This window comes from Paenibacillus rhizoplanae (assembly GCF_042684125.1).
Classification (GTDB): Bacteria; Bacillota; Bacilli; order Paenibacillales; family Paenibacillaceae; genus Paenibacillus_AQ; species Paenibacillus_AQ rhizoplanae.
In genome coordinates this window covers 94,382-116,720 of sequence record NZ_JBHUKY010000008.1, presented here as the reverse complement: position 1 = coordinate 116,720, position 22,339 = coordinate 94,382, and the positions used below count along the sequence as shown (strand labels likewise).

The window sequence follows — 22,339 nt, the reverse complement described above, 5'->3', positions numbered from 1 at the left end:
AGTCTCCTTGTACATTATATTTTCACAATAGCGCGGCTAAGCGTCTTAGCGGGTCTCCCGGTGCAGCGTGATGCGCTTCAGGCGCGGGCAATATTTTCTCATCTCCAGACGTTCCGGTGTCGTTCTCTTATTCTTCGTGGTGGTATAGTTGCGGTCGCCCGTCTCCGTACAGGCCAAGGTAACGATTACTCTCATTTCAATCAAGCTCCCTTCTGTTTAATCGTAATTATTACGATTTACACATTCTACATGCTCCGGCCCCCCGCTGTCAACAGCTGTCCCGGAACATTCGGGCTCTCTTAGATTAGTGGTCTTTCCTGAAGAAGCTTGACGTATAGATGGAATTACAAGTGAAAACGGCTTGGCCGCCTTCTTATGGGGACGGTACTATTGGAGCGGGAGAGTGAGCGATGAAGATACCTGTGATTATGCTGAGCGGATTTCTGGGGAGCGGAAAGACGACCCTGCTGCTGAGTCTGCTGAAGGAGAGCAAGCGGAGGGGCCTGAACCCGGGGATAATCATGAATGAGCTGGGCGCAAAGGATGTGGACGGCTATATCCTGCAGGAGAGTACCGGCACCCGTGTGGAAAAGCTGCTGGACGGCTGCATCTGCTGCAGCCGCAAGGAGGAGCTGCCGCGCAGCCTGACCGCCCTGCTGGCACGCCGCCCGGACATCATCTACATCGAGCTTACAGGAGTAGCCGATCCTGACGAGATCGTGAGGTCACTGCTTACACCGCCGCTGGCAGACCGGCTGCAGCTGCACCACGCCGTCACGCTGCTGGATGCGGAGAATGTCCTGGAGTACAGCAGCCGCTTCTCATCCGACAAGCAGCTCGTCCGCACGCTGCGCCAGCAGATCACCACCGCCGATCTCATCATCGTCAACAAAAGCGATTTGGTTGAACCGGAGACCCTGTGGAAGATCGAGAAAATGGTCTACAAGCAAAACTCGGAATCCGAAATTGTCTTCACCCACTACAGTCAGATTAATCTCGCGCCGCTGCTGACAGGCATCGCCGTGCGCGGACTGAAGGATTCTGCTCCCCGGCGCGGCCCCGGCAATGTCAGCGGTGCCGCCCTCCAGCGGATGAACACGGGCAGTAGCAGCGGCAGCAGTGCAACGGCAGTACATGAGCCGGTATCCGGGACGGACAGCTCTTTTTCCCAAGTGGCGGCAGTAACGTTAACCGTTCCCCCGGCATGGGCCGGAAGCCTCCGGCGGGAGGAGCTGGAGCAATTTTTGCAGCAATGGGGCTACAGTCTGCTCCGGGCCAAGGGTCATGTGCGGCTTGCAGGCGAGGATTCCGTGCAACTGGTGCAGCTCGCGGGTAACCGCATCTCCTGGGAGGCTTCAAGCTACCCGGGCCAGCCTTATATCGTCTGCATTGGCCTGAATCTGGACGAGAAGGCGATCAGCCGCAGCTGGGCGGCCTTGTTCAGCTAAGACCCCTGTGCGGGAAGGAGCCGATGAACCCTTGACAACCCTTAATCCGATTAAAATATTCCCGCTGCTCTTTTCCGCCGCTTTTCTGCTCACAGCGGGCAGCCTGTGGCTCCCCAGGCATCTGGGCCTGCTCGACAACGGCTATGTAGAGACATTCAAAACCGCATTCCTCGGCATTCTGCTGGAAGCCTTGCCGTTTGTCCTGCTGGGCGCACTGCTCTCCTCCCTGCTCCGCGTCTTCGTGCCGGACGAGCTGATCTCACGCTGGATTCCGCGCCGCGCGGTTCCGGCGATACTCTTCGGCTGCCTGCTCGGAATACTCTTCCCCGTCTGTGAATGCGGGATGATTCCGCTGGTCCGCCGCCTCATGCACAAGGGTATGCCGCTCTACGTCGCCATCGTGTTCATTCTGTCCGGTCCGATCCTCAATCCGGTCGTCTACGGGGCAACCCTGACGGCCTTCCGCTCCCATCCGGAGCTGGCCTACAGCCGAATGGGACTGGCTTTTGCTGTGGCGGCATGTATTGGCCTGATCATCTACGGGACCGTCCGCAGGTCACCGCTGCGCTTATCCATCCGCCGGGAGGAAAGGGAAGAACAGCATGGGACTCTGCGCGGCGGCCGGGCGGCGGCGGTCCTGGTGCATACGTCGGATGAATTTTTTGAGATGGGCAAATTCCTGATTATCGGCTGTCTGCTGACTGCGGGCATCCAGACCTTCATGAATCAGAGCAGCCTGTCCGCCATTGGTGACCGTCCGCTCGGCTCCTACGTGTTCATGATGGGACTGGCCTTCGCACTCTCGCTCTGCTCCACCTCCGACGCCTTCGTTGCGTCCACCTTCCTGCATACCTTCCCGGCCGGGGCGCTGCTCGCCTTCATGGTGCTGGGACCGATGCTCGATTTCAAGAACGCATTGATGTTGCTCTCGCTGTTCAAAACCAGATTCGCCCTGTACCTGTTCTTCCTCATTGCCGCGGCCGTCTTCACCGGCTCCGTGCTGGCTTCATTCTGGCTGTAGCTGCACTGAAATTCCGAATATCTGGAGGAGGATCTGCATGAATAATTCCGGGAGCATCCGGTTTCACTATGTACTCAGGGCGGTTATTCTGCTCGCCTTCGCCCTCTATATAGGACATCTGGTCCAGCAGGACGCGCTCCATTATTATGTTGCGCCCAAGCTGGCCCGCTGGATCAGGTTATGCCCGGTTCCGCTCTCCCTGATGGCGCTCAGCCTGGGGCTTCAAGCTGTGCTGGGCAGAAGCTCCGCCCTCTGCGACTGTGAGCACCGCCTGCCCCGCTCCATCCTGGGCAGCTCCGCGCTGTACAGCCTGTTCCTGCTTCCGCTGCTGCTCGGCTTCCTGCTGCCCGACCGGGCACTCGGCAGTGCCGCAGCGGCCAAGAAAGGCCTTGCCCTGTCATACACTGCTGTAGAGTCCGCCACCGGGGACAGATTCACTCCGGCCAACCCTTATGAGGCCGAATTTGCAGAGCTGGCCGGTCAGCTGTACCGGCAGCCCGTCATCCCTGTGTTCCCTGAGATTTTCTCGGAAACGCTGGGCGCCCTTAATCTCTACAAATCGCAGTTCGAGGGCAAGGAAATCTCCGTATCCGGCTTCCTGTACCACGAGCCGCAGGGGTCCGGCCAATCCGGCTATGCAGTCAGCCGCTTCCTGGTTCAATGCTGTACGGCAGATGCCACCCCCTTCGGCATTCTTCTTGCGCCGGGTACACAAATAAGCCTGCCCGCCGATACCTGGATTGAGGTTCGGGGCAAGCTTCATGTGACGCTCCGTGAGGGAATGGAGACCCTGCAGATCGCTCCGCAGAGTATAACCGCAGTGGCAGCGCCGTCCACACCTTATGTGTATACGAATGCCGATGCCGCAGCGGCATGGAAAGAGCTGCAGCCTTAACTAGATGACTGCGTCCAGCGCATCGTCATCCTCCAGCGAAGAGTCCGGGTTCGAGATTTCCACCAGGAGACGGGCCGGAATGCAGATGATCTGCTGCTTCGGCCTGGAGATGAATCCCATGTCCAGCGCAATGGTCAGCGGAGCATCGGAATAGGTCATTTGAATACCATAATCGTATACCTTCAGCGTGTTATGACCATATGTAGTGCGGATATCAATAATCTGCTCTTCCTTGGTCAGCTGGACAGTCTTGTAGGCTTTGCCGTTCACTGTGATTACTGCCTCCAGCTCCCCTTGCTTATACGGATGATTGTGGTTAGAGAACCACTTGTAGCCGTAGATGGAGCCGGCGGCCAGCAAGACAATGAGAATCAGCAGGAAATCTCCGCGCTTCATCGTTTTCACTCTGTTGACCCTTTCGCTTACCGTTATATATTCGTAATGTTTACGATTTATATAATAGTAATGCAGACAAGGTAAAGCTGTCAACGTGAAAAACACTTGCTTTGCCTGCCAGCTATCTGGCCTTTTATGTTACAAGATTATCTGCGGATGCTGCCGGACCATTCCCTCAGCACTCTGTCCAGCTCTTCGCCACGGATCGGCTTGGGAATAAAGTCCTGCATACCTGCCCGGAGGCACATCTCTTCATCTTCCTTCCGGGCAAAAGCGGTGGCGGCAATAATCACCGGGGACAGCCCCATCGCCTCGCGGATCAGACGGGTCGCTTCAATCCCGTCCATGCCCGGCATCTGAATATCCATGAACACCAGATCATAATGCCGGGACCGTACCGCTTCTACCGCCTGCTCCCCGTTCACTGCCAGGTCTGAGGTGTAGCCGCGTTTTTTGAGAAAAGTCTGCAGGATCTGCTGGTTCACCGGATGATCCTCCGCGACAAGAATGGACAACGGACCGTATTGACCCTCGGGACGATCCAGATTGAAGATTCCGCCCTTATACTCCTGAGCAGCAGCAACTCCCCCCAGCAGCGCTTGGCCGGACTCCTCCACCGAATACATCACGCCGATGGTGAAGTAGAACTCCGAGCCTTCCCCTTCGACGCTGTTCACACCAATCGCACCATCCAGCAGCTCGACCAGCTTCTTGCTGATCGCCAGCCCCAGTCCTGTCCCGCCGTATTTGCGGTTGATCGAAGGGTCAAGCTGGGAAAAGGACTGGAATAACAGGTTCTGGCTGCCCTGCGGAATGCCAATCCCGGTATCGGTCACCGAGAACCTCAGAATCAGTGTGCCCGGCTCCCCGGCAGCCTCCAGCTTCACGCAGACGCCGACCTCGCCTTCTTCCGTGAACTTGACCGCATTGCCGACGAGGTTCACCAGAACCTGCCTCAGCCTGGTTTCGTCGGTGATGACAACCGCCGGAACGTTGCGCTCAATATCGCTGCGCAGAATCAGCCCCTTCTCCTGGATACGCGGATAAAAAAGCTCGCATACGTTCTGGACCACCTGCCGGATATCGACCGGCTGCAGATCCAGCGTCATCATACCGGATTCAATCTTGCTGAAATCCAGAACCTCGTTGAGAATATGTACAAGCGCGCCGCCGCTTTTAATAATAATCTGGGTATAATATTGCTGCTCCTCCGTAAGCTCTGTTCCCGACAAAAGATCGGCCATCCCGATAATTCCATTCATCGGCGTGCGCAGCTCGTGGCTCATAATCGCCAGAAACTCCGACTTGGCCCGGTCGGCCTTCTCCGCGGAATCCTTGGCACGCTCCACGGCCTTCTCCTCGGTGATATCCCGGAAGACCACCACCGCACCCTTGTGCTCGCCGTTATCATATAGTGCCGTCATCCGGTATTTGACCAGGAAGCTGGAGCCGTCCTGACGCCAGAAGATCCCTTCCTGCTCCTGCTCATAAGAGAGGTTGGTCTTGAGCAGCTCCGCCAGCGTCCGGTGTCCTCCGGGATACAGCACGCCGTCCATCCAGGTCTGCGCTATCGTATGCAGCTTAATATTGCCGGCAAGCTCCCCAGGGTTATATCCGAGCATGACAGACGCAGCGGGATTGATAAATACGGTCTCCCCCTCCAGATTCATGCCAAAAATCCCCTCAGACACGGAGTTCAGGATCAGCGCATGCTCATAGCTAAGCTTCTCAATCTGCTCCAGATACCGCTTAGGCTCTGTAATATCACTGATAATGGCGAATACGCCGACCACCTCATGATCAATCAGCATAGGGACATAAATCATCCCCACCTCCACTCTCTCCCCGTCGTGACGGATCACCCGGGTGTCAAAGGTCTGGGCCATGCCTCCGGCTGCCGCCAGAAACCGCATATTCACATGCTCCAGCTCATCCTCTTCAATAATCTCACAGTAACTGGAATGCATCAGGGTCTCCCTGCTGTATCCGGTCAGCTGCTCCAGACTGGCATTCATTGACTGTATGTACCCCTGCAGATCCATGGCACTGATGGCAGACGGATTGTATTCGAAAAGCGACTTGTAGCGGCTCTCGCTCTCGCGGAGCTGCTCTTCCATCCGGCGGCGCCCGGTCATTTCCAGCGCATCCGCTTCGCGGTCGCTTGCTGCATTGCCGGGCAGCGTTCCGCCCAGAACGGCGAATGAAATCCTATCCGGGGTGTGCTCCGTCAGCTCCGCAATCAGATGGGAGGGACGGCCGGTCTGTTCATCAATGATCAGAAAGAGATGCAGGGCAACCCAGATCATCTCTCCATTCTTATGTAAGAACCGCTTTTCGGTATCTATAGCCCTATCTGGGCTGCTTATTATATCATTCATCATCTGCCCGTGATCCAGGGTATACCCTTCGTCCGGATAGACGATATCCTGGTAACGCAGCTCCTTGAGTTCGGTCTCGGTGTATCCCAACATCCCGCAAAGCGCAGGGTTGGCCATGAGCATAGTACCATCCGTAATGGATACTGCCGCATATCCTATTGAGGACCGCAAGTACAAGTGCTTAAATAGTGTGTCGGACAAAGCTAGAGCCTCCTCTGAGAAAGTGGGGGACATAATTTAGTAACATTATACCTTTTTTTCGGAAAATATGCTCCAGACCTAAAGTCCCTCTAATGAAGATGCACAGGGCAAGCTTGCCGCCGGAAACGTGCATATCCACACACAAAATGACCCCACAAAGTGGGGCTTTAGCTTCGATGATGACTCAGGTACTTTGCGGGGACCCCAAAACATATAAATTCTATCAAAAAACCGCCCTGGTCACTTTCATGACGTCAAGGCGGAGGTTATAGGTTAGTCCAGTCTCCTGCGCGGCAGCCAGAAGGCACAGAAGAGTGCCAACGTCAGCGATAGACCGGCAAGCAGCCACTTACCGTTATCCCATGGTTCATTAAGCAGGCCGAACAGGTAAAAGGGTCCGGTCAGTTTGCCCTTGGTGGTGAAATCCAGCAGATACCAAGCGAAGCCGGCAATATATCCAGCCGAAAGGTTCCCGGCCAGAAGGGTGGCGGTCAGCCCGGCTGACCCGATCATAAGGGCGGTGATTGCCGCCCCTCCCACCATCGGCCATAGCTCGAAATCCGCGCCGTGTCCATGTATCCAGGTGAACAAAGCAGCAGCTGCGAGGAAGATATAGAGAGCGGTAAGCAGCCAGCGGAACAGAAATAACGGAAGATGACGTACCCGCTTGGCATAGAGCACCTCCTGGATGCCTCCATCCTCCAACAGACCCAGGTGCGGGTAGACTATCAGTCCCAGCAGGCTGAACAGTAATTCTCCCAGCTTAGCCACCTGAAGCCTGTCCATTAGCACAGGCTCAATGAATATCGGTATAGCAACCAGAAGTGCTGCTGACAATAACCAGGAATAATGTACTGTGAGCTTGAGGTTGTAGCGGGCGAGCGGAGCGATGATCTGCCGGCTCATCTCAGTGCTCCGGGTGCGGGGACCGCCGGAGTCCGCTTCGTCTTTTTCCTGCCAAGTGACTGTGCCGAATCCATACGGCTGCGGTTTCTTTCCCAGAGCCAGGCTGCCCCGGCGGTAAGTAGAATAGCCAGCAGCAGGTAGAAGCTGCGGTTAAGCGCAATCTCATCCGCCCAGCCTCTGTACAGCTGATAGTCATCCGGTGAGTTGAACCGGATGAACAGCCGGTTCAGTCCGTAAGAGCCCATTAGCGGCAGTACGGATACGAACCACCAGACGATCTGCAGGGCAATAGGCACAATGCCCCGGCGGAACAGCATGGAGCCGAACATCCCGAAGGCTACCGAGACCCATAGGGTGGGCAACAGCCACCAGGCGGTATAGCTGAGAAAGACCGGGATTGCCTGCACCGTCTGACCTGTAAGCCCAAGTGTATGCACCGTCTGCCAGCCCCCGATGACAGCCAGAATGAGGTAGACAAGGGAGAGCATGATCCCTTGGGCGATAAACTTGGACCCGACATACACCCACGGGGAGACCCTGCGGCTGTAGATCAATTCATTCATCCGGCTGGAACGGTCCCGCAGCAGCAGGAAGGCGGACAGAAAGACCGGGAAGATCCCTGCCGGCAGTGACATATAGTCACTGAAGTAACGTGCGGCTCCGGGCAGCAGTTCACCGGCGTTTACTTTGGCGTTATAACCGGAAAGAATGCTTTCCTGCGCCTTCACAGCTTCCTCGTAGGACTCAATAGGGTAACTATAGTCCCTAAGACCCGCCTTGTACATGCTGTTTCCGCCAAGCTGCTTATCGATTTCCCCGGCAACAGCGTATACATCCGCCATTGTGTACTTGTCCGGAGCCTCCAGGATCTGATCGAGCTTGGAGACACCCTGAGTCAGGGCTTCCTGCTCATCTGCCGTAAGCCTGCTCTTTAAGGGGAACCCCAGCTTCAGCTTATCCGTGGTTCCCGCATTCAGATCGAAGCCTATTTCCCTCTTCATTCTTTGGGCCAGCTCCAGCGTATTATCCGGCTGTTTCCAGCCGTAATACGGCTGCTCCGCAGTCCCTAAGTTCTGCGGGGTAACACTGGCAGCAGGGGGACCAACCTCTCCCCAGGTCTCCTCCGTAGCATAAGAGGTGAAATAGAAGAACACGCTGGCGATCACAAACAGATAGAATACGAGGCTGCGCAGGGTCATGCGCATCTCTTTGCCGATCAATGCCATCATACGTAGGATTCCTCCCTGCGCATCAGGTGGAGGTATGCATCTTCGATGGACGGTGCGGTCTGCTGCGCCCCGGCAAAGGGCTGCTCCCCGGCCAACACCCGGACCCGCATGCCTGCGCCCTCCGGCACGGCAGACAGTACCGGGAAGCGGTCGCGGTCCCGCTCCCATTGCGCCCGGTCCAGCTCAGCGATCCAGACACGGCCGGCCGCAGCGGCGGTAAGATCGCCTATTCTGCCGTGATACCGCAGACTTCCCTTTTGCAGTACAGTCATCTGCTCGCAGGTGGATTCCACATCTTCAACGACATGTGTCGACAGGAGAACAATCCTACCCTCGGCGAACCGTCCCAGCAGCCGCCGGAACCGTATGCGCTCCTCGGGGTCCAGCCCCGCTGTCGGCTCATCGACAATCAGCAGCTTCGGCTCATGCACCATGGCCTGGGCTACGCCCAGCCGCCGCTTCATCCCGCCGGACAGCGCCTTGACCTTGGTCCGGCGCTGCTCCATGAGGTTCACTTGCTCCAGCAGATCATCTATTCTGCGCTTCCGCTCGGAACGGCCGCCTATCCCGGACAGCAGCGCAAGATAATCCATAGCCTCATAGACGGTCATTCCGGGATAGAAGGCGAACTCCTGCGGCAGATAGCCGACCAGCTCGCGCACCCGGGCTTTATCCTGCAAGGGAACCCCGCCTATCTCTACCGTTCCTGAGCTTGGCGTTAATAGGGTGGCAAGCAGCCGCATCAGCGTAGTTTTGCCTGCCCCATTCGGCCCCAGCAGGCCGTGAATGCCCTCGCCTACCCGGAAGCTGATATCCTGCAGTGCCGTCTTGCTTCCGTAAGTCTTGGTCAAATGATTAATAATTAGCTCCATTTCCGTTCTCTCCCTTTCCTGCAACTCCCGTTCATCCGTCGTTCTCCAGACTCCACAGCAATTCAAGCTTCTCGACCAGCAGACCTGTTGTAATCAGAAGGAGCGACAGCAGAACACACAGCCATTGATCCACCTTACCGATCCGAATCATCAGGGCAAATATGGCTGTAACGATTGTGATGCCTGAGACTGTCAGAATCTTGCGTCTGGCCAGCACCCTGCGGTTATACAACACTTTCTGAGCTTCACGCTTGTCGTATTCCAGCAGCCGGGCCTTGCGGTAGACCTCATCCAGAAATAGCTGCTCCTGTTCGTTTGACTTCACAATCCCCCTCCTCCTTGTCGTAGATCTGCCTCAGCTTCTTGCGCGCCCGGTGCAGCAGCACCTTGAAGCTCACTTGATTCCGGCTCATCACTGCAGCCGCCTGTTCATAAGACATCCGTCCCACATCCACCAGATAGACCGCCTGTCCGTAGTCCGGCTTCATCTTATGCAATCTTCTGCGCCATTCCACATCCTCTTCCCGGATGATGGCCAGCCGTTCAGGATTCCCCTCATCCGGGTTATGTACGCTGCTGCTCTCCGCCGTATACGGCAAGCTCTGCTGCCTTGCACGCTTACGGACCGAGTCTATGCTCTTGTTGCGGAGAATGGTAAACAGATAGGTTTTGAAGGATGCCCGGTAATCATATTTCTCCGGGTACACCAGCAGATAGGCGAAGCAGTCCTGCGCCAGATCCTCGGCGGTATGATAATCCCCGGTCAAGTGGTACGCAAACCGCACAGCAGGCTCCCGGTATTGCCGGACCAGCCATTCAAACGCCTCCCGGCTCCCTTCCCTGAACCTGATTAGCACCGCCTCTTCATCCAGCAGAGAAGCCACTACCTCATCCGCCGTGACCGGACCTTCTCCTCGCTCACTTTCGCTCCCGTTCGTCTCACACGCCTCCTCTCCTGCCCAGCCGTCTACTGCTTATTCGTTCAAGTAAGGCAAAAGGTTACAGTCTTGCGGACATAATGTTCCATCCTTCACGTGGTCCTCTTGGGAATTCTCACCGTCACGGCCGTACCCTGGCCGATTTCACTGTGGATCGTGATCCCGTACGCCTCGCCAAAATAAATCCGGATTCTCTCCTGGGCGTTGAACAGTCCATACGATTTGGATTGCCTGCTTAATACCGTATCCATCGTCTCCTGGGTCATTCCCGGACCGTTGTCTTCAATGCTGAATACAATCGTATCTTCCTCGAAGCAAGCCCGCAGGCTGATCCTGCCGCGCCCCTCCCGCTTGTTGTCTACGCCGTGCTCAATCGCATTCTCTACAATCGGCTGCATAATCAGCTTGATCATATGATAGCCAAGCACCTCCGGGTCCACCTCGTACACTACATCGAAGCTGTGGTCATGCATAATCAGCTGCAGATCAATATAAGATTTCGTATTCTCCAGTTCATCATGAACGCTGATCACATCCTGCCCCCTGTTCAGGGTCGTCCGGTAGAACTTCGAGAGGGTTGTGGTGATTTTACTGATGTCATAGGCTTTAATGCTTATAGCCTTCCAGTTGATCAGCGACAGAGAGTTATAGAGGAAATGCGGATTGATCTGGGCCTGCAGCGCCTTCAGCTCCGCGTCCTTCTGCACAACCTTGCTGCGGTAGACTTCATTGAACAGCTCATTCAGACTTTGCAGCATATCCTTGAACCGCGAGGTCAGCTCGCCGACCTCATCATTGGAATCGACCACAATGTCCACATGCAGGTCCCCGCGGGTCACCCTTTTCATCGTGCGGTTCAGACGGTAGATCCTTCTCACGAATGCATTGGACAACAGCCAGACCGCAGGCACCAGAATCAGCAGGCAAATCCCGACCGTGAGCATGGTGGCGCGGAGAATCGTCTTGGCATCGACACCGATCGAATTCTTGGGCATATAAAAGACAAGCTTCCAGCCCGTCACGCCCAGCGCCTGGGAGATCACAATGAAATCGCTTGCACGCTCTTCCGCTGCCTTAGCCGACTCGAAGGACGGCAGCCCGTTGTGATAGTCATACACAGGCTCCCCCGCTCCATTCTCGACCAGGACGCCGTACTCACCAGAGACCACATTGGTCAGACCCGCAAAAATCTCCTTGCTGTCAAAGCCCAAGTAGATCAGATTGTCATATTGCGTTCCCGAGCCGCCCACCATTCTCCGCACTGCGGACAAGGCCGTGCCCTCCTTGATCCAATGCGTCTGGCCGCTGGCCATCGCCGCTTCATACCAGGGCTTCCCGGATACGCTGCTAATCGGCAGAATCGTATTCTTCCGTTCCGTGATGTTATTCCCTGTATACACCGTCAGCTGGCGGATCTCTTCGTTCAGGAACAGAAGCGTATTGAACAGCGGCTCCACGATAGTGTTCAGATCATTGTACATATAATAATAATTATCGGAGTAATCATTGTTGAAGACGGACACCACACTGGAGTTGAAGGTGAACGAGTCCAGCGCGGCATTGAGCTTGCCGAACTTATAATCCAGATTGGCGGCGATCTCCGACACATTGTCGGTTAAGGTCAGCCGGGCCTGCTGAACGAGCAGATTCCTGGATTGGTCATACGAATACCAGCCAAGCACACTGAGCGGAATAATGATAACGAGCAGATAAGAGACAAACAGCTTATGCTTAATTCTTAAATTCCTGATGAACCGGCCCAATCGCTCCAGATCTACCCCTCCTGTCTTTAGCCTCTTGTCCTTATAACGTAGCATTGCCCCCGGCAAATAACAATCTGAAAAAGCAGCGGCCCCGCATAAGCCCTTCCCCCAAACAACAAAGGGGTGTCCCCAGCCGTTTCCGGCTTACGGGACACCCGCTTACATGCAGTTTACGCTTACTCTTTGACGGCACCGAGCACGATTCCGCTGACGAAATACCGCTGCAGAAACGGATAGATCAGCATGATCGGAATCATCGAGACCATCACCTTCGCCGCATTGAGCAGTTGGCTCGACATATTCGACAGACGTTTGATCTCTTCCGGGTCTGTGGTGTTCATGATTGAATTCACGCTGATAATCAATTGCTGGATATACGTTTGCAGCGGCCAATTCTCCTTGTGGTTCATCAGGATCATCCCGTCAAAAAACGCATTCCAGTGGCCGACGACCGAGAACAGGGTGACTGTCGCGAGTGAGGGCAGGGAGATGGGGATATAAATCGTCACCAGCGTTCTCCACGCCCCCGCCCCATCCATCCCGGCAGCCTCCTCCAGCTCCTTCGGAACGCCCTTGAAGAAGTTCATCAGCAGAATCACATTGAATACCGGAACAGCGGTAGGCAGCACAAGCGCCCAGATCGAATCGAGCAGCCCGTACGTATTGATCGTCATATACCACGGGATCAGCCCGCCGTTGAACAGCATGCAGAAGATAACGAACCACATATAGATATTTCTGCCCGGAAAATGTTTGTTCGATTTCGATAAGGGATAGGCCATCAGCACGGTAACCAGCAGGTTAATGGCTCCTCCGAGCAGCACTCTTTTCACAGATACGCCAAAGGAAGTGAAGAAGCTCCGGTCACTGATAACCGACTTATAGGCTTCCAGATTGAAATCAACCGGCCAGAAGAAGACCTGACCCGACATGGCCGCCACCTTGCCGCTGAACGAAATAGCCAAGGTATTCAGTACGGGGGCCAAGGAGAGAAAAGCAATCACGGTTAGAATACAATAAATCACAAAATCAACAGTCCGGTTGGTTCCGCGGATCACAGCAAATCACCTCTGTCAGAAAATACGGTAGTTGGCAAAGCGGGCAGCCAGACCATAGGAAGCGGCAATCAGCACAAAGCTTACGACCGATTTGAGCAGGCCTACCGCTGTTGCCAGTCCATACTGGATTTCAAGCAATCCTGAACGGTATACATAAGTATCAATGATATCCCCCGACTCATAGACAATCGGATTATACAGGTTGAGAATCTGCTCGAAGCCCGCATTCAGCACATTGCCGAGGCTTAAGGTCGCCAGCAGAATCACCGTGGTCATCAGACCCGGAATCGTAATATTGGTTAACCGCTGGAACCGGTTCGCTCCATCAATGGCGGCTGCTTCGTACAGATTGGTGTTGATTGAAGTCAGGGCAGCGATGTAGATGATCGTATTGAAGCCGAATTCCTTCCACACATCGCTAGACACGATCACGAAGCGGAACCAGTGATTGCTCTGCAGGAACATAATCGGATCGCCGCCGAACCACTGGATCATCTGATTGATAATGCCGTCCAGACTGAGCAGGTTAATCAGCACCCCTGAGAGAATAACCCAGGACATGAAATGCGGCAGGTAGACAATCGTCTGGATGGTGCGCTTGAATTTAATATTCGCTACTTCATGGAACAGCAGGGCAAAGACAAAGGGAACGGTCAATCCGGCAATGATCTTCATGAGTGCAATGCTCAGGGTGTTTCCGAGAATCAGCCTGCTGTCCGGCAGGCTGAACATATACTCGAAATTCTCCCAGCCCACCCAATCCGAGTGGAAGATGCCCAGCGTAGGCTGAAAGTCCTGGAAGGCAATCACAATTCCGAACATCGGAACTACACTGAATGCTATGAGCAGCAATATGCCGGGGAGCAGCATCAGGTGGTAATTCCAGATGGAAGCTCTGCTTCTCATGGTGACTCAACTGCCTCAGCAACCTCTTTGGTGATTTCATCCCCTCCGATGCTCTTCCAGGTCTTCACGAACTTGTCGAATTCTTCAAGGGGAGAAGTGCCGGTAATGATTTTCAAAAAGGTCTCGTTTTCGAGTTTTTCCAGATTGGCTCCCTTTTTAAGCATCGCTTCGGTCTTGCCGTAGAACACAGGCTCCACCTTCACAATTTCTTTCGCTCCGGTGATGGAGGCGGCAGTATAGAAGGCCAGTGAATCGGCATAAGCGGGAATATCCTTTTTCGGATTCTCATTATTCTTCAAGACCGCCTTGACTCTCGGCAGGATGCGGGCCGGCAGATCGTCCAGCTTCTTATCCTTAATCGCCTTCTCATAGATCGGAACATCACGTGCCAGGGAATCCTGATAATCCAGCTGCACATTAATCGGATAATTAAGCCAGCCTACACCCAGATCCTTATACAGCTCCTGCGCTGTAGAATCAAGGAGGCGGATGCCTTCATACTCCACGCTGAGCATTTTCAAGGCAGCTTCGGGGTGTTCCGCCTTCTTGTTCACCACCATGAAGGTTCCCGACGGCGTGGATGGCACGATATTCCGTTTGCCTTCCCCGTCCAGCGGCACAGCCAGCGGCACCCAATCCGCTTCCGGGTTGGCCTTCACCGCATCAGACAACGCCCAGCCTCCGAACCAGGGGGCGAACAGGATACCGGCCCGGCCGCCTGATACCAGCCCGGCATTATCCTCGTACTTCCGGGTCAGGAACTCTTTGTCGATCAACCCGTCCGCATACATCTCTCTCAGCTCAGAGAGCGCCTGCTTGGTCTCTGGAGTCGTGGAGCCGTAGATGATGTTTCCTCCCTCATCCTTGAACCAGTTCTTCGGATAGGCATGATTGGCATTGAAGATCGGATCGAAGGTGAAGAAGCCGCCGTCTGCGACCACTGATTTATCGCCAAGCAGACCAACGGTATCCGCTTTTCCGTTACCGTCAGGGTCCTGCTCCTTGAACGCTTTGATCACAGTCTTCAGCTCATCCATGGTGCTAGGCAGCTCAAGCTTCAGCTTGTTCAGCCAGTCCTGGCGAATCCACAGGAGCTGATAATTGCCGTCAATGTTGGTATTAGGCAGCGCCATCAGCTTGCCGTCGATTCTTCCGGTGTTCAGTACCCGGTCTCCCGTGTAGGAGTTGTAATAATCCTTAATCAGCGGCGAGGCATATTGATCGTATAATTCAGTCAGATCGGCCAGCATACCCGCTTTGGCCATTCTCTTGAACTGCTGCTCATCCACCACCAGAATGTCAGGCAGGGAATTGCTTGAGATTGCCAGGGTAACCTTCTGGTTATACGCATCCTGGTCTTCCACCGAGAAATCGTATTTCACCTTTACGTTCAGGCGGTCCTCGACATATTTCAGATACTTGTTATTCTCCAGCGTATCTCCTGCCGGCAGGTTATTCCCCGATACGCCCTGTCTCCCCAGAGACACGGTAACGGGTTCTTCATATTTGCTGAAGGGTCCATCGTCCTCTTTGGCGGTGGCGGATGGTTCATTGCCTCCGGCATTCGTGGACTCACTGCCGGCGGGCGCAGCTACCTTCTCCTCCTTTGGACTGCTTCCGCAGGCCGCCAGCACTCCCAGCACCAATACCATGGACAGCAGCAAAGCCATAACACGAATTCTCTTCAATCTCATAGATGCCCCTCCCAAACTTTGTTATAAAACGCTTTCATGCTTACAGTTAAATTGTAAATTAGCCTGGAAGGGAGCGAAATCCCAAATTCTTTGGATACGCGTCAATTAATTTGGAAGCTATATAAGACGCACTTAAGATTTAAACTTGAAGCTTTATCGTCACTGCGGTGAACATTTGGACTTCCGGCCGCTGCCCATCCCCTGGGTGCCGTTATTCGTTCAGTATTTCACGATATTTCTGCGGACTGATGCCGTAATATTTTTTAAAGGTCTGGCAGAAGTAGGAGGAGCTCCAGTAGCCGGCATGTTCGGCGATATCGACGATTTTCATATTGGTGCTGTCCAGTAAATGCCGTGCCCGTTCCAGACGCTGCTGAGTGATGAATTTGATCAGGCTCTGCCCGGTTTCTTTCTTGAACAAATGGCTCAGGTAGCTGGGATTAAGCGATACGCGCCCGGCGATGACCTCCAGACTGATATCCTCCCTGAAATCCTTCTCCACAATCCGGATGACCTGCTGGACAATATGGCGTTTGCTCTCATCGGGAGGGCCGCTGTCCGGTTCTATTTCCGAGAGCGCCTGCAGCAGCACTTGCTTCACCTCTAGAATCGAATCGCTTTTGAAGATACGCTCTACCGTTTGCTGGAAATCCGCCTTCTGCCTGCGGGCCGACTGTTCAAACGCATTCCGCACCAGGTCCGAACACAGATACTTGACATATATCGCAGAAGAACCGCCGTTCCGGCTCAAATGGCTGAACAGAAGCTCAATGCTTTTGGCAGCGCCTGCATATTCTCCATGGGTAATGAATTGGTTAATATCCGCCATCAGCGTCTCTGTGCTGACAAACTCAGGGACACGGCCAGCAAGGTCATCACCGGCAAACAGCACCACCGTATCCTCAAAAAAGAATTTGTAGTCCAGCGTCTGCTCCATCTGCTCATAACACGCTGAAACCTCCTGCCAATCGGAGATCACGCGGCTATATACGATGCAGCAATGCCGGTAAAAGCGTTCCGCGATCCGCTCCGCCAGCGCTTCACTCATGTCCCTGATCCTCTTTTGTCCGCCGCTGCCTGGACAAGGGATCATAAGCACACTTTGATATTCGTTCAGGTTCAGCAGCTCATATTCACCGGCTGTGAGCTGCTCCACCGCCTGCTCAAATGCCTCGTAGCTGCGGTCAAAGAAACGCTCCTTGAAATCAATCAGCAGCAGAGCGGCCTTCTGCCCTCCGAACGGCAGTGCGGCATCATCCGTGATCACCTGTACCCCGTTCAGCACATCGGTCAGCCACTTCTCCCTCTCGTACTCCAGACCTTTTTGATACCCCTGCATAAGCTCGGCAGTGCGGCGCTGCTGGGTGGCCTTATCTGCGCATTTCTGTATCACACCTGACATCACCCCGGCGAACTCCTCAATATCAATCGGCTTCAGCAGATAACTGGAAGCATTGGTATAGAGCGCCCGGCGGGCATAGTCGAATTCCCCGTAGGCACTGTAGATAATAATTTCCAGAGAGGGCTGCGCCAGGCTGGCCTGCTCCGCCAGCTCCAGACCGCCCATGAAGGGCATTTTGATATCTGTGAGCAGGATGTCCACCGGGTTCAGACGAAGATACTCCAGCGCCTTCTCCCCGTTCTCCGCTTCGATAGTCCGCAGCTCGTAGTTCATGTCAGCGATCAGCCCCCGGATGCCATCCCGTTCAATTTTCTCATCATCCACGATCAATATGGTAAACATAGAGTTCCCTCCTGATGTCTGATAGAATTATAAGTAAACGTTATCATTTCATGAAGCCTACACCATGAGGAGGTCCCGCCATGCGCCTGGCGTACCGCAAAGCCAATGCACTTTTGAATCAGCATATCTCAAATATCAGTGACGGACAAACCTCATTTCATATTCATTACTGGGGCTTCATGCCGAATCATTATAATAATTCCCTGCACCGCCATTCTTTTTTTGAAGTCTGTTATGTCCAGCAAGGCACCGGCTCTTACCAGGATGACGATGTGCTTTTCCCCCTCCAGCCGGGAACCCTGTTCTGCTCACGTCCGGGCATCTGGCACCAGATCCGCAGTGAGCAGGGGCTGGTCCTGTTCTTCATTGCCTTTGAAATCGACGAAGCCTTAAGCTCTGCGGACGGCCGCAAGCCGTTTCAGGAACTCGCCGCCGGAGGGCAGGCCATAGCCCCGCAAGAAGCTGCCGCACTCTCTGCCCGAATCTGGCGGACCCTCTTCAGCCTGGCCGAGAGCGAAGCGGCGGTGTCCCGGCTGCCGATGAACCATCTGGCGCTTGCTCTGCTGCATTCCTTCCCGCAGGCGTTCTCCTCCGAACCCCATCTGCAGGCCGGGGCGATGAAGGAGGACAGCGGGGAGCACCGCCATTTGGAGCGGGCCAGGCGCTATATCCGCGACAATCTGTCCTCCCCGCTGCATATGGCCCAGGTAGCCCTGGAACTGGATATCTCTCCACGCCATCTGTCGAGGATCTTCCAGGCATGCCTGGGCCAGACTTTCGTCCATTATATTCAGGAACGAAGAATCCAACAAGCCAAGGATTGGCTGCTGCACACCGACTTGCCCATCAAAGACATCGCCGAACGCTGCGGCTTCGAGTCTGTGCACTATTTCACCCGCGTATTCACCAAGCAGCTTGGTGTCTCCCCCGCCCGGTTCCGCAGATCGCAATTTGCAGACGGAAGACAGAACCAGAGCTAATCGTCAGCAAATGTCCGGATTGTACAAAAAATCAGACGCCGTCTTCAAAGATAATCCCGCAAGGACTCCTTACAATGGTTGTAAACCCTTAGAAGGAGTGAGTTCCCCATGTTTGTTAAACGACCAGTCAACCTTGTACGCAGCCCTATTCCTGTTCCTCAGGATGACATCCCCTTGGCTGCTCCTCCCGCAGTGATCCGGGAAGGCTATTCAGCGATTGCCGCTACCCTGCTTCAGCTCGCCAGCGGGAAGGGAAGCGGTAAGCTGTATGTAGCTTTGGACGGAACCCACGGTGCCCCGTTTCAAGCTGTTCTGCAAAAAACTGTGGAGGCGCTTGAGCAAGCGGGTCATTCCGTGTCCCTCATCGGTTCGGGCAGCTATCTCAAGTCAGGCGAAGAGCTGCGGGAATTTTTTGCCGCCAATATTACGGATAACCGCGCCTTCGGCTATTTCACTGACGGCAGTATAGAGGATTATTTCCGGGACGGGGCCAGGGAAGAAGCCGCCCGTAGGCTGAGTGAGACGGAGCCGGGTACGGATTCGGCTGCATTCTGTCTGGTTTTTGGCCCGGGGGCCTACTGGCTTGGAGAGGGGCGGTTCGATCTGTCCTTATATCTGGATGTCTCGCGTGAATACCAGCAGGCCGGCCACCGGCAGGAGCTGCTGAGTTTCGGCCTTAACTGGAACCGGGATGCCGTGGAGAAATATAAAATCGCCCTGTTTGTGGAATGGCCCATTCTCGAAACCTACCGCAAACAAATCCTGGATCAAATGGACTACTACCTCGACCTGAATCAGCCGAAGCAGCCGGTCATGACTGCCGTGCCGTCCCTGCGCCGGATGATCTCGGATATTGCCGGGGCGCCGCTGCGGGTGAAGCCTTTTTATGCACCGGGGGTGTGGGGCGGGCAATTCCTCAAACAGCTGGCTGATCTGCCGGAGGATTGGGTGAACTGCGCCTGGAGCTTCGAGCCAATTGCCCCCGAGAATTCTATCCTTGTAGGGTATGAAGGCAAAGAGATGGAAATTCCGTTTCTGCTGGTCATGCAGCAGGAGCATCCGGCGATTCTGGGGGAACGTCTGACCGGCTTATTCGGAGATTATTTCCCGATCCGCTTCAACTATCTGGACACGATGGACGGGGACAATCTGTCCTGTCAGGTCCACCCTACCCAGGACTATATCCGCAGCCGGTTCAATGAATTCATGGCCCAGCAGGAATCCTATTACATCATGGAGCAGCAGGGGGATTCCGGGGTCTATCTGGGACTGACTGAAGACTGCACACCTGAGCAGTTCCGCCATGAGGTGCAGAAGGCCCAGGAGACGGGCATTCCGCTACCGCTTACAGATTATATCAACCGTTATGAGTCCCGGAAGGGCGAGCTGTTCCTGATCCCGCCCGGAACCGTTCATTCCGCAGGCAAAGACAATCTGGTGCTGGAAATCTCCTCTACCACCTGGTGGTTCACCTTCAAAATCTATGATTTTCTGCGCAAGGACCTGGACGGCAAACCACGGCCGATCAACATCGACTTCGCCTTCGACAATATTGACTTCACGCAGAAGACTGCCCGGGTTGAAGAGCAGCTCATGCCTTCGCCGGTGCTTGTGCAGCAGCAAGGGGAGAATGAAGAGTATGTGCTGGGACAGCGCAGCGATCTGCTGTTCTATGTCCACCGTGTTCACCTGAAGGATACCTGGAAAGACGATACACGCGGCGAAATGACCATGTATAACCTCGTTGAAGGAGAGGCCGTGCGGATTGTGTCTGCTGCGGATGAGGAAGTGTTTGTGGAGCTGCATTATGCGGAATCGTATATTCTCCCGGCTGTCCTAGGGGAATACACCATCGTCAATACCGGTTCCGGCCCCTGCAAGCTGATCAAGGCCGGTGTCTCCGCAGCATGGGATGTGAGTCTCCTTGAGCCGTGATATTGTACTCGCGCTGGATGTGGGCGGAACCTTTATTAAGACCTGCGTGCTGGAGGACGGCCTTCCGCTGCAAGGCAGTGACATGGAGTTCCCCGCCCTGGCTGACCGGGACCGGGAGACGATCCTTGACCATTTCATGTCTATCTTTCAGGCTCAGTACGACCTGTATCAGCATAGGTACCGGGACGCTGTAACGGACTGCCGCTATCATATCGGGATGGCTTTTCCCGGCCCGTTCGATTATAGGCAGGGGATCTGTCTGATCCGGGGGCTTGGCAAATTCGAGGCGATCTACGGGCTGAATCTGGGCCAAGCCTTACGCGCACGCTGGTCCGCTGGCAGCTCCGGGGAGGCTGGCCCGCTGCCGGATATGGATATCCGCTTCGAGAATGACGCCCGCCTGTTTGCGCTGGGAGTCAGTGCGGAATTCCCGCGCGAGCGGTTCATGGCCTTGACGCTCGGAACCGGGCTCGGCTCCGCCTTCATCGACAGCTCGCGGATCATGGAATACGGTCCGGGCATCCCGCCGAACGGCTGGCTGTATGACCAGCCTTATCATAACGGCAGGGCGGATGATTGGTTCTCCCGCAGAGGCATCCTGAAGCTGGCCCGTGAAGCGGGGATTGGCGAGGCCGGGCTTCCGGGAGCAGAGTTAGATGTGAAGGAGCTTGCCCTTGAAGCCAGAGAGGGGAATGCTGCCGCGCGCGGGGTATTCGCCGAATTCGGAGCCCGGCTCGGGGAGATGCTCCAGCCTTACGTGGACGGCTACCGGCCGGACTTCATCATGCTGGGCGGGCAAATCTCCCGAAGCCATGACCTGTTCGGGCCAGCCTTGCTGGACCGCTTGCAGAGGTCATGCTCCCCAGCCCTGACGGTCCGCACGGCGGAGCATGTGCTCGCCTATACCTTCCGGGGCATTGCCCGGATGTTCAGCGGGGGATAGACGAGGGATGTACGGAAGCAAGTGGAAAAAGCATATCTGCTATTGTGCGTTTTCGCTGCTTGGGGTGAAATCGGAGAATTTAAGTGCTGTTTATACAACTGCTTCCGCAGCAGGGTTCCATCGTCCATCAGCAAGTGTACAAAATCCAACTATTTCCGGTATCGTTACAGCGTGAAATAGTTGGATCATTTGCGGCAAACGCTAATGATTGATGAAGCTGTCGGTGTGAAGGGTGTTTTATGCCAGTCCGCATATTGATGCTCGATGCGGAAGCCCTGACGGGTTAATAAAGAACGCAGCACATCCTGATCCGTAAACCGGCAAGAAATCCGTGAGGTTGTCCGCTTATTCCCCCAATCCCGAATAGTGACCCAATGCATGATCTGCCGGCTGGCATCGTAGCATTGAGTGCCTGACACCTTGACGTTATTCCCGTCCTTATCTATGAACGATCCCCACCCGGTCTCCTCTTCATCAGCTAACTCCGTGCCTTTGGGATTACGGGTCTCGAAGGCAAAGATTCCGCCCGGCTGCAGATGCTTGTGAACGGTCGCGAGCAACCCGATCTGGTCTTGATCACTTAAGAATGCCTGAAAGGCATTCCCGGTCAAATAAATCATCGCAAACCGCTTGTCCGATTCAAAGGTACGGGCATCACTTTCTATGAAAGTAACCGGCAACCCTTCCGCCTTCAGCCGCGCATGGGCCAGCATCGCTGAAGAGATATCTACCCCAGTCATCTTAATGCCGGCTTTCGCCAGCGGGATTGTTGTTAAGCCTGTACCACAAGCCAGCTCCAGCACTTCCCCGGGATTTGATCTGGCAAGCTCAAGGTAGAACTGATATTTGTCCTCTTCACCGCCGAACTCAAGATCGTAATTTACCGGGTCCTGATATTCTTCAAGATTGTTATGTTCAATCATTGTCATTCCTCCAATTCTCCTCCGTCACTTTTCCCTGTCTGTATATTTTTCAAGTTCAATCTATATTTTATAGTTTTCCGGATCATCTGGCTGGTAATTAATTAATATA

The 22,339-nt window shown here is 54.7% G+C and carries 20 protein-coding genes; 6 read left to right on the top strand and 14 right to left on the bottom strand.

Annotated features, from left to right (window positions below):
- Positions 1-45 precede the first annotated feature (45 nt).
- A complete protein-coding gene (gene rpmG / locus ACFSX3_RS02630; RefSeq protein WP_036702285.1) occupies positions 46-195 on the bottom strand; it encodes a 50S ribosomal protein L33 in 150 nt (49 codons plus the stop codon).
- Between the two features lie 215 nt (positions 196-410).
- Between rpmG and ACFSX3_RS02625 the strand changes: the two genes are divergently transcribed.
- Genes ACFSX3_RS02625 through ACFSX3_RS02615 form a run of 3 tightly spaced genes read left to right on the top strand, consistent with a single transcriptional unit; the run spans position 411 to position 3,364 of the window.
- Complete coding sequence (locus ACFSX3_RS02625; protein ID WP_209991051.1) at positions 411-1,448, top strand: CobW family GTP-binding protein; 1,038 nt, start codon at positions 411-413, stop codon at positions 1,446-1,448.
- Between the two features lie 31 nt (positions 1,449-1,479).
- Positions 1,480-2,469: a permease gene (locus ACFSX3_RS02620; protein ID WP_209991053.1), complete on the top strand. Its 990-nt coding sequence runs from the start codon at positions 1,480-1,482 to the stop codon at positions 2,467-2,469.
- A 37-nt stretch (positions 2,470-2,506) separates the two neighbouring features.
- The gene (locus ACFSX3_RS02615; RefSeq protein WP_209991055.1) at positions 2,507-3,364 is read left to right on the top strand and encodes a TIGR03943 family putative permease subunit; all 858 of its coding nucleotides are present in this window, start codon (positions 2,507-2,509) and stop codon (positions 3,362-3,364) included.
- Here ACFSX3_RS02615 and ACFSX3_RS02610 read toward each other — a convergent pair whose 3' ends face one another.
- From ACFSX3_RS02610 to ACFSX3_RS02555, 12 genes are all read right to left on the bottom strand, one after another.
- Positions 3,365-3,760 (bottom strand): NusG domain II-containing protein, encoded by a 396-nt coding sequence (locus ACFSX3_RS02610; protein WP_379258854.1) that lies wholly within the window; start codon positions 3,758-3,760, stop codon positions 3,365-3,367.
- 146 nt (positions 3,761-3,906) lie between these two features.
- Positions 3,907-6,339 (bottom strand): PAS domain S-box protein, encoded by a 2,433-nt coding sequence (locus ACFSX3_RS02605; protein ID WP_209991059.1) that lies wholly within the window; start codon positions 6,337-6,339, stop codon positions 3,907-3,909.
- A 273-nt stretch (positions 6,340-6,612) separates the two neighbouring features.
- The gene (locus ACFSX3_RS02600) at positions 6,613-7,245 is read right to left on the bottom strand and encodes a hypothetical protein (protein WP_209991061.1); all 633 of its coding nucleotides are present in this window, start codon (positions 7,243-7,245) and stop codon (positions 6,613-6,615) included.
- On the bottom strand, positions 7,242-8,474 hold the full coding sequence (locus ACFSX3_RS02595) for an ABC transporter permease (protein ID WP_209991062.1): 1,233 nt from the start codon (positions 8,472-8,474) through the stop codon (positions 7,242-7,244). Before ACFSX3_RS02595 ends, ACFSX3_RS02600 begins: the two co-directional genes overlap by 4 nt.
- Positions 8,471-9,346: an ABC transporter ATP-binding protein gene (locus tag ACFSX3_RS02590; protein WP_209991064.1), complete on the bottom strand. Its 876-nt coding sequence runs from the start codon at positions 9,344-9,346 to the stop codon at positions 8,471-8,473. Before ACFSX3_RS02590 ends, ACFSX3_RS02595 begins: the two co-directional genes overlap by 4 nt.
- Positions 9,347-9,377: 31 nt before the next feature.
- On the bottom strand, positions 9,378-9,671 hold the full coding sequence (locus ACFSX3_RS02585) for a hypothetical protein (protein WP_209991066.1): 294 nt from the start codon (positions 9,669-9,671) through the stop codon (positions 9,378-9,380).
- The gene (locus tag ACFSX3_RS02580; protein WP_209991068.1) at positions 9,634-10,230 is read right to left on the bottom strand and encodes an RNA polymerase sigma factor; all 597 of its coding nucleotides are present in this window, start codon (positions 10,228-10,230) and stop codon (positions 9,634-9,636) included. Before ACFSX3_RS02580 ends, ACFSX3_RS02585 begins: the two co-directional genes overlap by 38 nt.
- Positions 10,231-10,376: 146 nt before the next feature.
- Positions 10,377-12,101 carry a sensor histidine kinase gene (locus ACFSX3_RS02575; protein WP_209991069.1) on the bottom strand — a complete coding sequence of 575 codons (1,725 nt, stop codon included), beginning with the start codon at positions 12,099-12,101 and terminating at the stop codon, positions 10,377-10,379.
- Positions 12,102-12,223: 122 nt separating this feature from the next.
- Entirely contained in the window at positions 12,224-13,105 is an 882-nt protein-coding gene (locus ACFSX3_RS02570; RefSeq protein ID WP_039297521.1) for a carbohydrate ABC transporter permease, read from the bottom strand.
- Between the two features lie 15 nt (positions 13,106-13,120).
- On the bottom strand, positions 13,121-14,011 hold the full coding sequence (locus ACFSX3_RS02565) for an ABC transporter permease (protein WP_039297518.1): 891 nt from the start codon (positions 14,009-14,011) through the stop codon (positions 13,121-13,123).
- Complete coding sequence (locus ACFSX3_RS02560; RefSeq protein ID WP_209991071.1) at positions 14,008-15,705, bottom strand: extracellular solute-binding protein; 1,698 nt, start codon at positions 15,703-15,705, stop codon at positions 14,008-14,010. Before ACFSX3_RS02560 ends, ACFSX3_RS02565 begins: the two co-directional genes overlap by 4 nt.
- Positions 15,706-15,916: 211 nt before the next feature.
- A complete protein-coding gene (locus tag ACFSX3_RS02555) occupies positions 15,917-17,449 on the bottom strand; it encodes a helix-turn-helix domain-containing protein (RefSeq protein ID WP_209991073.1) in 1,533 nt (510 codons plus the stop codon).
- A gap of 80 nt (positions 17,450-17,529) precedes the next feature.
- Here ACFSX3_RS02555 and ACFSX3_RS02550 point away from each other — a divergent pair, with 80 nt between their 5' ends.
- From ACFSX3_RS02550 to ACFSX3_RS02540, 3 genes are all read left to right on the top strand, one after another.
- A complete protein-coding gene (locus ACFSX3_RS02550; protein ID WP_209991075.1) occupies positions 17,530-18,429 on the top strand; it encodes a helix-turn-helix domain-containing protein in 900 nt (299 codons plus the stop codon).
- 108 nt (positions 18,430-18,537) lie between these two features.
- Positions 18,538-20,364, top strand: coding sequence for a class I mannose-6-phosphate isomerase (locus ACFSX3_RS02545; RefSeq protein WP_209991077.1), 1,827 nt, complete (start codon positions 18,538-18,540; stop codon positions 20,362-20,364).
- Positions 20,354-21,307 carry an ROK family protein gene (locus ACFSX3_RS02540; RefSeq protein WP_209991079.1) on the top strand — a complete coding sequence of 318 codons (954 nt, stop codon included), beginning with the start codon at positions 20,354-20,356 and terminating at the stop codon, positions 21,305-21,307. Before ACFSX3_RS02545 ends, ACFSX3_RS02540 begins: the two co-directional genes overlap by 11 nt.
- Before the next feature lie 185 nt (positions 21,308-21,492).
- On the opposite strand, the gene ACFSX3_RS02535 is transcribed toward ACFSX3_RS02540, so the two are convergent.
- Complete coding sequence (locus ACFSX3_RS02535) at positions 21,493-22,236, bottom strand: class I SAM-dependent DNA methyltransferase (protein ID WP_379256859.1); 744 nt, start codon at positions 22,234-22,236, stop codon at positions 21,493-21,495.
- Positions 22,237-22,339 lie beyond the last annotated feature (103 nt).

What these genes read in the sequence shown, in the direction of transcription:
- ACFSX3_RS02535 (WP_379256859.1), bottom strand. Translation starts at nt 22,236, where the DNA reads ATGACAATGATTGAACATAACAATCTTGAAGAATATCAGGACCCGGTA.
- rpmG (WP_036702285.1), bottom strand. Translation starts at nt 195, where the DNA reads ATGAGAGTAATCGTTACCTTGGCCTGTACGGAGACGGGCGACCGCAAC.
- ACFSX3_RS02555 (WP_209991073.1), bottom strand. Translation starts at nt 17,449, where the DNA reads ATGTTTACCATATTGATCGTGGATGATGAGAAAATTGAACGGGATGGC.
- ACFSX3_RS02575 (WP_209991069.1), bottom strand. Translation starts at nt 12,101, where the DNA reads ATGCTACGTTATAAGGACAAGAGGCTAAAGACAGGAGGGGTAGATCTG.
- ACFSX3_RS02590 (WP_209991064.1), bottom strand. Translation starts at nt 9,346, where the DNA reads ATGGAGCTAATTATTAATCATTTGACCAAGACTTACGGAAGCAAGACG.
- ACFSX3_RS02625 (WP_209991051.1), top strand. Translation starts at nt 411, where the DNA reads ATGAAGATACCTGTGATTATGCTGAGCGGATTTCTGGGGAGCGGAAAG.
- ACFSX3_RS02545 (WP_209991077.1), top strand. Translation starts at nt 18,538, where the DNA reads ATGTTTGTTAAACGACCAGTCAACCTTGTACGCAGCCCTATTCCTGTT.
- ACFSX3_RS02595 (WP_209991062.1), bottom strand. Translation starts at nt 8,474, where the DNA reads ATGATGGCATTGATCGGCAAAGAGATGCGCATGACCCTGCGCAGCCTC.
- ACFSX3_RS02615 (WP_209991055.1), top strand. Translation starts at nt 2,507, where the DNA reads ATGAATAATTCCGGGAGCATCCGGTTTCACTATGTACTCAGGGCGGTT.
- ACFSX3_RS02550 (WP_209991075.1), top strand. Translation starts at nt 17,530, where the DNA reads ATGCGCCTGGCGTACCGCAAAGCCAATGCACTTTTGAATCAGCATATC.
- ACFSX3_RS02610 (WP_379258854.1), bottom strand. Translation starts at nt 3,760, where the DNA reads ATGAAGCGCGGAGATTTCCTGCTGATTCTCATTGTCTTGCTGGCCGCC.
- ACFSX3_RS02600 (WP_209991061.1), bottom strand. Translation starts at nt 7,245, where the DNA reads ATGAGCCGGCAGATCATCGCTCCGCTCGCCCGCTACAACCTCAAGCTC.
- ACFSX3_RS02560 (WP_209991071.1), bottom strand. Translation starts at nt 15,705, where the DNA reads ATGAGATTGAAGAGAATTCGTGTTATGGCTTTGCTGCTGTCCATGGTA.
- ACFSX3_RS02565 (WP_039297518.1), bottom strand. Translation starts at nt 14,011, where the DNA reads ATGAGAAGCAGAGCTTCCATCTGGAATTACCACCTGATGCTGCTCCCC.